The sequence below is a fragment of the Synechococcus sp. R6-10 genome, assembly GCF_047461815.1.
Classification (GTDB): Bacteria; Cyanobacteriota; Cyanobacteriia; order Thermostichales; family Thermostichaceae; genus Thermostichus.
In genome coordinates, this window is the sequence record NZ_JANSHW010000393.1 from 1 (window position 1) to 9,678 (window position 9,678).

At 58.5% G+C, this 9,678-nt stretch carries 10 protein-coding genes and 1 riboswitch; of the genes, 9 read left to right on the forward strand and 1 reads right to left on the reverse strand.

The window, feature by feature from the left end; all coding sequences use genetic code 11:
* Positions 1–588, forward strand: a 588-nt coding sequence (locus NW837_RS10955; RefSeq protein ID WP_414331476.1) for an E3 ubiquitin ligase family protein, incomplete at its 5' end; no start/stop codon positions are given.
* Between the two features lie 33 nt (positions 589–621).
* Here NW837_RS10955 and NW837_RS10960 read toward each other — a convergent pair.
* Positions 622–1,176 (reverse strand): DUF4079 domain-containing protein, encoded by a 555-nt coding sequence (locus tag NW837_RS10960; RefSeq protein ID WP_414331477.1) that lies wholly within the window; start codon positions 1,174–1,176, stop codon positions 622–624.
* A gap of 239 nt (positions 1,177–1,415) precedes the next feature.
* On the opposite strand from NW837_RS10960, the gene NW837_RS10965 reads away from it, so the two are divergent.
* The 8 genes from NW837_RS10965 (at position 1,416) to NW837_RS11000 (ending at position 9,475) form a co-directional block, all read left to right on the forward strand.
* Positions 1,416–1,907: a phycobilisome linker polypeptide gene (locus NW837_RS10965; protein ID WP_414331480.1), complete on the forward strand. Its 492-nt coding sequence runs from the start codon at positions 1,416–1,418 to the stop codon at positions 1,905–1,907.
* A gap of 266 nt (positions 1,908–2,173) precedes the next feature.
* The gene (locus NW837_RS10970) at positions 2,174–4,576 is read left to right on the forward strand and encodes a polysaccharide deacetylase family protein (protein WP_414331481.1); all 2,403 of its coding nucleotides are present in this window, start codon (positions 2,174–2,176) and stop codon (positions 4,574–4,576) included.
* A gap of 131 nt (positions 4,577–4,707) precedes the next feature.
* Positions 4,708–4,980 (forward strand): hypothetical protein, encoded by a 273-nt coding sequence (locus NW837_RS10975; RefSeq protein ID WP_414331484.1) that lies wholly within the window; start codon positions 4,708–4,710, stop codon positions 4,978–4,980.
* Between the two features lie 74 nt (positions 4,981–5,054).
* Positions 5,055–5,741, forward strand: coding sequence for a bifunctional phosphoribosyl-AMP cyclohydrolase/phosphoribosyl-ATP diphosphatase HisIE (gene hisIE, locus NW837_RS10980; protein ID WP_414331487.1), 687 nt, complete (start codon positions 5,055–5,057; stop codon positions 5,739–5,741).
* 7 nt (positions 5,742–5,748) lie between these two features.
* Positions 5,749–6,390 (forward strand): DUF1997 domain-containing protein, encoded by a 642-nt coding sequence (locus NW837_RS10985; protein WP_414331488.1) that lies wholly within the window; start codon positions 5,749–5,751, stop codon positions 6,388–6,390.
* A gap of 46 nt (positions 6,391–6,436) precedes the next feature.
* Positions 6,437–6,542, forward strand: a riboswitch (Fluoride riboswitch).
* 145 nt (positions 6,543–6,687) lie between these two features.
* Positions 6,688–8,337: a cation:proton antiporter gene (locus NW837_RS10990; RefSeq protein ID WP_414331490.1), complete on the forward strand. Its 1,650-nt coding sequence runs from the start codon at positions 6,688–6,690 to the stop codon at positions 8,335–8,337.
* A 52-nt stretch (positions 8,338–8,389) separates the two neighbouring features.
* Positions 8,390–8,821, forward strand: a complete 432-nt coding sequence (crcB, locus tag NW837_RS10995; RefSeq protein ID WP_414331492.1) for a fluoride efflux transporter CrcB — start codon at positions 8,390–8,392, stop codon at positions 8,819–8,821.
* A gap of 309 nt (positions 8,822–9,130) precedes the next feature.
* Entirely contained in the window at positions 9,131–9,475 is a 345-nt protein-coding gene (locus NW837_RS11000; RefSeq protein ID WP_011431825.1) for a DUF190 domain-containing protein, read from the forward strand.
* Positions 9,476–9,678: the final 203 nt, after the last annotated feature.

Below are 9,678 nucleotides of genomic sequence, written 5' to 3' on the forward strand. Positions count from 1 at the left end.
GGCTATCCTCAAAAATCGCCGTTTTCCGAAGTAAGCTCTCCCCAAAAACACTACGCCAACGTGTATTACGATCCGAGCACAGGTCGGGAATATCTCCTTGAAAGAGAGACGAGAACGAGAGACGAAACCCTTCACTCGGTGGTTCGCCAGATCCCTTTTTTCATCGAAGACGAAACTGGAAGGGTGAGGGTGGATCCCACAGGTGCGGAGATAGAGGCTATGTCGGTTGTGGATGAGCATATTTTTCCAGGAAAAGGGCCCAGCCGGTTCAACTTCAATCTCAAGCGCTACCTTTCCGGAGTGAGAACAGAAAATCGCTCCACCCGAGCTTTTATCTATAAGGAATGGGTGATTCCGGTGGATGCGATGGCGTTTACCATGGGGCAGGTGCGTTTTGAGGCAGGGGATCCCGTGATCCGAAAACCCCTTTCTGGGGAAAGGTTTATGATTGCCCCCAAATCCCCTGAAGCCCTCTTGGAAGAGCAGCGCTCCAATGCCAGCAGCTACCTGGTGGGATCCGTCGTCCTGCTGGGTATCGGCATTTTCACCGTGCTCCACCTGCTGCAATCCCTGCAGCCTTATCGCTAGTTCCTGCCCAGGCAGAGGGAAGCCTACTGCCACTCACAACGACAAACCCAGCTTGAGCCCAAGCAGGGCATGGGCAAACAGTACACATAGAATGAGGCTGCCCACATAGGCATGGGTGGTGCGCAAAGCAGCGCGGTTGCCCCCAAAGCCGCTGAGGGACAAAGCTCCATTCACCGCCAACAACAGCAACACCAGGGATCCCGTCCAAAAATGGGGGCTGCTCAACAGGGGCTTCCCTTGCATCACCAGAGAAAGAAGGCCGCCAGTGTAGCCCAAGGCAATGAAGGTGGCCATCCAGGGGGCCAATTTGCGGTGGTCAAGCAGAGGCTTCTGGGCCGCTTCCGGCAGGGATCCCTCTGGCGCTGTGGAGGCGGCTGCCAGACGCAAGGCCCGTCCTCGCCACCCAGTCAGGCCGACAAAGCTGCCCATCACCACCACCACGATCCCCATCATCAAGGGGTGACCCCATTGCACAATGGGTTGGGGCAAGTTAAGGCCGGCAAAAAACTGGGCTACGGGCTGCAAGGTGGCGGCTAACCCATCCGAAGCTGCCGACAGATCCGGCAAGGCCAAGCTCAACACGTTCATGGCGCTCCCTCTACCTCCGCAATAAATCTACAGCTGCTTAACAAATCTACAACACCCCAATTCTAGAATGGGAGGACATCAGTGATCTCCCTCAATTCGTTGAAGGGAGGACGTCAGCTGACCCATGCCAGCGGGAAGCTTCTGGTGGGCACCTGGCAGCGGTAGAATGTCTGACGATGAAGCTGTGGTTGTGGGCGGCTCTCCCGCCACTGAGTGCTGAGCAAAACGGAGTTGTTGAGATGGCCAAGTTGTTGTTGGGGGATCAAGCCTTTGAGGTCGAGCTGCTGACGGATGTGCCCACCAATTGGCCGGGAATTAAAGTCATGTCTAAGGGGGCCAAGCTGGACATTCCAGCGGGAACTGTGGTGAAGGTGGAGGCCGAGGATGACCACATAGCCGGCTCCTATAAGGTGGTCTATCGTTTGGCGCCTGCCTATCCCCGCAGTTGGAGGCTGCTCCTGGAGCGGGAGAGCGCTGCTACCGCGCCTCAAGCGGCATCGGCCCCAGAACCAGAGGTCGCTCAGGCCAGCAGCTCAGAAGGAGGGCTGCCGAATAGCGATAAAATCTTCACCATCAAGGTATCCGGCCTTGTGGGAGGAGGCGTGCGCAGAAGCGTTGTCGAGTACAAAGTGCCCTTCAGCCGCCTTTCCCAAGAAGTGAAACGGATCACCCAAATGGGAGGCAAGATCGTCAGCATTGCTGAGTCCAATCTGCTAAGCACCCTTGAGTAGCGGGCGGCTTCCCGGGAGGTTCTGGGTTCTTTCAGGCCACCCGTCCAGGCCGTTCTGGTTCAAACAATTTCAACGAGGGATCCCTGTAGAAAGCATGCGGCGATTTCTCCCCTATCCCCAACCTGAGGATGGGGTGGTAGGCTGGCGTTGGTTTTGCCGTTGCCTGGAAGGCTGCCTTTTCCTGCTGTCCTGGGGGTGGGCTTTGGGTAGGAAAAGGCGTTCCGGCGAGGGCTGAGCTTTTGCAATTGGGAGTGGGGAGTGAGGCCATGACATCTCGACGACAGCCGACGCGCTTGGGAGGGTCGATGCCCCAAGGCCATGCAGGCTTTGGGTCAGCAAGGGGATCCCAGCCGTACCCCTCGCCCACTCCACGACAAAGCTTTTCCTCTTCCTCTCGACGTCCGCTGGCCAAGTCTCGACCGAGGTTACTCCCCTTCTTAAGCTTGCTGGTGATCCTGCTGGGATTTGGGGCTGGGGCCCTGGTGGCCTGGGCAACTGCTCATCCCGACTGGGTCAGCCGCCTGCCGGGGCTCTCGCCACCTCTAGCGGAGATCCCTGCCCCCCGCGCCCACGCTAAAGCGGCTCAACAGCGCTTGCCCATCTCCTTAGAGACCCAACTGGAGCGGGATCCCTTTGCTTTGGATCCCTTGGCCAGCCTTTCTTATGTGCCCGCCATCATGTATCACGATGTGGTGGCTGGCCGCAAGCAGGTCTGGTTCGACACTACGGCGGCGGAGCTGCGGCAACACTTTGAGGCCATTAAGCAGGCGGGGTTGACCCCCATCCACATCGACCAACTGTACAAACACCTGCGGGACGGGGATCCCTTGCCGGAGAAAGCCATTTTGCTCACTTTTGACGACGCCTACCTGGGCCTGTACGAGAACGCCTACCCCCTTTTGAAGGAGTACAACTACCCCGCCACCTACTTTGTGCAAACCGGCTTTGTCGGCGTGCCCACCAGCAAGGATCACTTCACCTGGGATCAGATGCGGGAGATGGATGCCAGCGGGCTGATTGACTTTGCCGCCCATACCGTCAACCATCCTCCTGACCTGCGGGTGCTAGACGATGCCCGTCTGCGGCGGGAAGTGTTCGACTGCAAGACCAAGCTGGAGCAGGAGCTGGGCCACCCCATCCACTACTTTGCCTATCCCGAAGGCAACCGGGACAAGCGGGTGAAGCAATACCTGGCCGATGCCGGTTACCGGATGTCTTTTACGATGGATCCCGGTTTTACAGGACAATCGCCCAACTTGCTGGAGGTGCGACGCTTTAACCAGTTTCGCCTCACCGAGGCCATTCTTGGCGCCCGCACCTTTAGCCTCAGCCGCAGCCTCGACTACTGGCTGGATGTGACGCAGCCTCTGGCTCTGACCGACGAGATCATTGACGGGGTGCGGGTGCTCACCATCCGCGGCGGACGGGCAGCCACAGTGCACGCAGAACGGCGCTACGAAGTCAGGACGTTGGTCCAGCGCTACCAGGCCGATGCCGGCATCAATGGCAGCTTCTTCTCCATCCCTTGGATCAACTCTGCCAGCAATGTCATGGTGGGGCCGGCGATGGCTGCCAACCACAAGACCTTCATCCCCGGTCGTCCCGAAGATGACCAGGCAATCCGCGGCCGGCCGCTGGTGCTGCTGGGCAGGGATCGCCTCCGCTTTGTGCCCTTTGATCCCGACACCATGACCCACTTGGAGAACATCCGCCAGTTGATGCCGGATGTCACGGATCTGTTTGTGGCCGGTCTATGGCTGGTTAAGGATGGCCATGCCCTCTCTCCGGCGGAGATCAACTCGTTCCGCCTTGCCAGCGCTGCTGAGTTTCGCCCCAGAGCTTTCTTTGGGGTAGATGACCAGGAGCGGGTGGTGATCGGAGTTACCAAAACCCACGTCAACGCCGCCATCCTGGCCAGTCTGCTGCCCAAAACCGGGATCCGGGAAGCCGTGCTGCTGGACTCTGGCTTTAGCACCTCCCTGGTCTACCAAGGGGAGATCCTCGCCACCGGCCATGCCGGTCCCAACCAGCCCAGCCGTCCTGTGCCCCATGCCATCTTGCTCTACGACCTGACTCGCCTTTGGCGGGAGGATCCCCATCCCGAGGCCAAGGCTGGCTCTGAGGGAGATCAGCTGGAAGGGCTAGTGCAACTTTTGCCAGCTAGCGACCAAGATGCAGCCAAAGCCCAGCTAGAGAGCGTCTTGGCCAGCCAACGCACTTTGAGGCGGGGGGATCGGGGGGCGGCGGTGGTGGCGGTGCAACTGGGGTTGAGCCACCTGGCCACTCAGCAGGGACGGCTGGATCTACTCCCTTCGGGCCCTGATGGGGTGTATGGTCAAGAGGTGGCCCAGGCAATGGCGGAATTGGTGCTAAAAGAGCCCAGCGATGGGTCAGAACCTGTTGCTGAGGGATCCCTTCCTCAAGCCACCCCCACCCCCCTGGTGGCCGGAACGGCGACATCCCCCCACAGCGTGGACATCCTCGATGCTCAACTGCTGCAGCGCCTGCTGGAGCGTGTCCACTGGACTCCTCCCTCGGTACTGGTGGATACGCGCTTGGAACGGTCAGCCTTGCTCCTAGAGCGCAAGCCGGAGCGTAAGCTGCTGCCCAGCGCTTCTGTCCAACCCCACACCGGTGCTCCCAGCCCGACCTCCGGGTTAAGTCGGTAATCTGCGATACAGCCATTCCGCAACAGAGGGTCTATCCTGGCCGAAGAAGTCCGGCTTGCCTCTAGCCCTGGGGGCTAAGTTTGCTGTTTACCCTGCCGGTGGTGCTTAGGAGAGGTGTGCTGAGGGAGGTCATGACATCTGCTGCTGAAGGGGGGGCCGAGAACCCTGGGGCGACCTGGGTAATGGAGAAGCGGATTCTCGGCAACCCGGCTGATCCCCTGCGGTCGGCTGCCCAGCTCGAGCCGGGCATGTGGGTACGGCTGTTGTATCCTCCTTCTGTTAAGGGGAGGCTGGGGATCGTCCTCACCCGTGAAAACCGCGACCGCTGGCTGGTGACTCTGGCCGGTGAGGGAGAAGAGGTGGTCCTGTCCCTGGCGGCACGGGAACTGGTACCCCTTGGCTGAGGTTGTCAAGGATATCTTGGCGAGGGCTGGTTCTGTTATCCTGCTCTCAATGCGGTTTTTCAGGTCGCTGCTCTATGGTTGCTGCTCTGGCCTTCAACCCTTCCTCGGATCCCCCTCGATCGCTTCTGCCCGAGGAGATCACCTGGCTGGGCAGCCTCACCTACAATGAACAGGGCCTGATCCCGGCCATCGTGCAGGACTACCTGGACGGAACAGTGCTGATGATGGCCTGGATGAACCGGGAATCGCTGCAAAAAACCCTGGAAACAGGCCGCACCTGGTTTTGGAGCCGCTCGCGGCAGGCGTTGTGGCCCAAGGGGGAAACTTCTGGCCATGTGCAGTGGGTCAAACAAATCCGCTACGACTGCGACGGCGACGCCCTGGTCATCCTGGTGGAGCAGGTGGGGGATGCAGCGTGCCACACAGGAGCGCGGAGCTGTTTCTTTCGCCCTTTGCAAGGGGATCCCCTTCCAGCAGCCGATACCCTGTCTCAGGTGTTTGCTGTGGTGAAGGCCCGCCAGGCGGATCCCCGTCCCGATTCCTACACCAGCAGCTTGCTAGCCAAGGGGGAAAATGCCATTTTGAAGAAACTTGGCGAGGAGACGGCTGAGGTGGTGATGGCGGCTAAGGATCAAGACCGCGTGGCTTTGGCCCGTGAGATGGCCGACCTCTGGTACCACTGCCTCGTGGCCCTTGCTCACTATCAGGTAGATGTTAGGGATGTCTATCGCCAGCTCCAAGCCCGCCGTTCCGCCAAGTGAAAGGGCCATGTCCCCCGAAGGCGGTGCTTCCGCAGATCCCTCTCCGTCCTCTTGGGATCCCTCCCTGGACAAAGCCCACCTGGATTTACAAGCCGCGCGCTGTGGCCAAGTGGATCTGGAAACCGATCGGGAGACCTTGGCCCGTTACCTGAGAGGCCATGCCCAGTGGATCCAGCGGTGCTTCAGGCCATTGCAGGTGGAAGCTTTGTCTGCCGAGACTTACAGGTTGCAGTTTTTCCGCATGGGCGGGCTGGGGTTTGAGCTGGAGCCCAGTTTTGGGGTCAAGATCTGGCCGGATAAAGATTACCGGTTTTGTCTGACCTCGATTGAGTTGCCCGGCGATGAAGGAATGCCTTACCGGGTCAGCTGCCAAGCCGATTTCCAGCTGGAGGAGCTGCAGGGATCCCTGAAAGACCTGCCCACAACTCGTGTTCACTGGTCTCTTCATCTGGAGATTGGGCTGGCTTTGCCCAGGTTTTTGCAGGTTTTGCCCCGCAAGTTGGTTTATCGGGTGGCCCATCAAGTGGTGCAGCAGGTAACCCGGGGTATGAGTGACCGCCTCACCCACAATGTGTGCAGCGATTTCTATCGCTCTATTGGGTGTCCCGATCACCCCTATCGCTTAATTGCAGTGGAAGACAAAGCGTGATATCTTAGGCGCCAAGTAAGTTGCCGGTCAGCTTTCGAGTAGTGCTCCGGCAACCGGCGATGGAGTTCGCCGCAACCGCCTCACTTGGAATTTTTCTATAGAGGAAGAGGGTTCTAACCTCAAAAGCTGAGGCTGATGACTCCTACACTTCTGGGCAAGTCCAGGGGGTAGGGGTCTTTGGCTTTGTTTGAGGCCCCACCCTGCGGACGCGATGGTGCTCCCACTCCTGACGCGGATGGCTTTTTCTCCCTGGGCTGCCCTTCAACACCCTGACGACAAGGAGATGAGGATCTGGTGATGCTGGGCAGTTGGCTGTGGATCTTGGTGATGGGCTTTTTTGTCGGCCAGATCGTGGGTCGGCTGGGGATGCCCCCCCTGCTGGGGATGATCCTCGTAGGGATCCTGCTGGGAGAGGTCTTGTCTCCCGAGGTGCTGGCAGCGGCAGGGGATCTGCGGCTGGTGGCGGTGATGATCATTTTGATGAAGGCGGGCCTGGGGCTGGATCGGGAGAAGCTGGCCCAGCAGGGATCCGTGGCGTTGCGGCTGGGTTTTTTGCCGGCCGCCTGTGAGGCGGTGGCAGTGGCCCTGTTGAGCACCTGGATCCTGGGGTTAGACTGGCCTACCGGTTTGCTGCTGGGCTGTGTGATCGGGGCAGAGTCGCCGGCTGTGATCGTGCCGGGGATGTTGCGCCTCAAGAGTTTGGGCTGGGGAGTAACCAAAGGGATCCCGGATGCCATTTTGACCGGCAGCGCCCTTTCCGACGTACTGCTGTTGTTGGGGTTTAGCCTGCTGCTCAGCTTTTTGGGCCAGGGCTCTGCAGAGAGCGTTCGCCTGCTGGGGCTGGAGCTATCGCCGCTGCAGTGGCTGCCGTTCCAGGTGGTGATGGAGATCCTGCTGGGCGTGGCTGTAGGCTACCTGGGGGCGCGGGTTCTGGTGTCGCTGCTAACCCAACAAAACTGGACTCGCAACAGCGTGCAGGAAGTGCTGCTGGCTGCCTGCATGGCCTTGGGCTTGGTGCTGGCGCCGCAGGTGTGGCCCTATTTTTCCGGCTATCTGGCGGTGATGGCCATGGGGTTTTTTCTGATTGAGCTGGATGCCCCTTTGGCGCGGCGGCTGCGGGGTGGGTTCGATGCCCTCTGGACGGTGGCGGAGATCGTGTTGTTTGTGCTACTGGGAGCGTCGCTGGATCTGGGGGTGCTGGGATCCGTGTTTTGGCCGGGCTTGCTGCTCTTGACCTTGAGTCTGCTGCTGGGGCGGGGCTTAGGTTGGTGGCTTTCCACCCTGGGGAGCAACTGGACCTGGCGGGAGCGGCTGTTTTTGCTGCCGGGCAACATGGCTAAGGCGACGGTACAGGCGGCCATTGGTGGGATCCCTTTGGCCCAAGGGATCCCCGGTGGGGAGATCATTTTGGCTTTGGCGGCTCTGTCGATTTTGGTCACGGCCCCCCTGGGTGCTTGGCTGACCCAGGTGTGTGCTCCCCGGCTTTTGGAAAAAGGAGAGGTGGATCCCACCAAGGTAGGCAGCCAGGGCAAGGTGAGCTTTTTGGCAGCGGTGGACACCTCCCCTTTGGCCGAAGCCGTGCTGCGCAAGGTGGCCGATTTGGCGCGGCGGGTGGATGGGGAAGTGATTGTGTTGCATGTTACCGATGAGCCGCAGGGGAAAGGGGTAGAACTGTTGCGGCAACTCACCCAGCGTCTTTTGGCGGACATTCGCCACCAGTTTTGCTTGGCCTCGGGGCCCTTGGCAGAGACCATCGTAACCCTAGCTCAGGAGCGGCAGGTTACCGACATCGTCATGGGCAAGCGGGGCCACCGCGGCTGGGAGCAGGTTTTGGTGGGATCCACTTCCCAAGCGGTGTTGGAAACCAGCCCGATTCCGGTAATTTTGGTAGAGGAAGAGGACTTCAAGAGAAGCAGGATCCCTATCTCTGAGGGCAGAAAAAGCTAAGGATCCCACCTTTTCCGTAGGAAGTTCTGGGAACACAGTTCAAGGAGAATAGATGCGCTTGCAATCGGTGTGGGCTTACCTAAACCATGGCTTGGTCTCTCCCAGTTTGAGAGTTCCCTTTGCGGTTGCGTTGGGGGCTATTGGCGGATCCCTGAGTCGCTACTATCTATCCCTCTGGTTTGCGGAGCGATTTGGCCCTAGCTTTCCCTACGGAACCCTGATCATCAACTTATCGGGTTGTGTGGTCATGGGTTGGTTCATGACCGTGGCTATGGAACGCCCTGAGATCTCACCGGAAATTCGCCTGCTGTTCGGGGTGGGATTCCTGGGTTCCTACACCACCTTTTCTACCTATGAACTGGATACCTTTAGCCTCTGGCAGCAACATCGCTTTGCTGCTGGGCTTGTCTATTGGCTCGGTTCTTGCCTATTTGGAGCCTTGGCTATGGAGCTTGGGATCCTGTTGGCACGATTGTGGCGATAACGTTTAACGTAACCCCTATCAATCAGCAATCTATCCATCCAAAAGCCAGGTGCAGCAACTGGTCATTTTGGGCAATAACTTTTTTCTTAAAAGCACCGGGATCCCCACTAGTCAACCCCCTGGAATTTCTTATCTTAAGGAGCACTCTTCACCAAAGCAATATACAGTTTTTCCAGCGTTACTCACTACAGCCAATGCCAGCCAATCTCTTGCCTGACAAGGATCCCACTTCACTGTAGACCTTATGTGAAGCGGAAAAATCTGTAACCATGACAATCGCAACAGCCCAAAAACAAAAGGGATACAAGTATGCTAGATGATGAACCAGAAGTTTATAAATTGGATATTTACATCGGCGAGTCAGACCGTTGGCAAGGGAAGCCTCTCTACCTGGCTCTGCTGGAGCTAGGTCGTCAGCGTGGGCTAGCTGGTGGTACTGTGGTGCGAGCTATTGCTGGCTTTGGTCGAAACAGTCATATTCGCAGCAGTAACCTTCTAGAGCTTTCCACAGATCTGCCCATTTTGGTAACTTTCATCGACACGCCGGAAAAAATCAAAGCCTTTCTACCGGAAGTAAAAACTCTGATGCATGACGGTCTAGTTACTTGCCATAGGGTACAAGTATTCCATCATGTTCCTCATCAACAACAATAGTCCAGATCTGAAAATAGATTCCCCATTGCCAAGGAGCTGGTTATGCCCGATTCCCCTTCTGCCCTGCGCTTTATTGTTTTGCTGGGGATCGTCAGCCTCTGCGCCGATGCCACCTACGAAGGGGCACGCAGCATTTCTGGAGCTTTTTTGGGATCCCTAGGGGCCAGCGGCACGGTGGTGGGCCTGGTGGCCGGCGGGGGGGA

Bases quoted from the DNA above. Each gene is read 5' to 3' on its own strand.
- NW837_RS10965 (WP_414331480.1), top strand. From the start codon at position 1,416: ATGGCCAAGTTGTTGTTGGGGGATCAAGCCTTTGAGGTCGAGCTGCTG.
- NW837_RS10990 (WP_414331490.1), top strand. From the start codon at position 6,688: ATGCTGGGCAGTTGGCTGTGGATCTTGGTGATGGGCTTTTTTGTCGGC.
- NW837_RS10960 (WP_414331477.1), bottom strand. From the start codon at position 1,176: ATGAACGTGTTGAGCTTGGCCTTGCCGGATCTGTCGGCAGCTTCGGAT.
- NW837_RS11000 (WP_011431825.1), top strand. From the start codon at position 9,131: ATGCTAGATGATGAACCAGAAGTTTATAAATTGGATATTTACATCGGC.
- crcB (WP_414331492.1), top strand. From the start codon at position 8,390: ATGCGCTTGCAATCGGTGTGGGCTTACCTAAACCATGGCTTGGTCTCT.
- NW837_RS10975 (WP_414331484.1), top strand. From the start codon at position 4,708: ATGACATCTGCTGCTGAAGGGGGGGCCGAGAACCCTGGGGCGACCTGG.
- hisIE (WP_414331487.1), top strand. From the start codon at position 5,055: ATGGTTGCTGCTCTGGCCTTCAACCCTTCCTCGGATCCCCCTCGATCG.
- NW837_RS10985 (WP_414331488.1), top strand. From the start codon at position 5,749: ATGTCCCCCGAAGGCGGTGCTTCCGCAGATCCCTCTCCGTCCTCTTGG.
- NW837_RS10970 (WP_414331481.1), top strand. From the start codon at position 2,174: ATGACATCTCGACGACAGCCGACGCGCTTGGGAGGGTCGATGCCCCAA.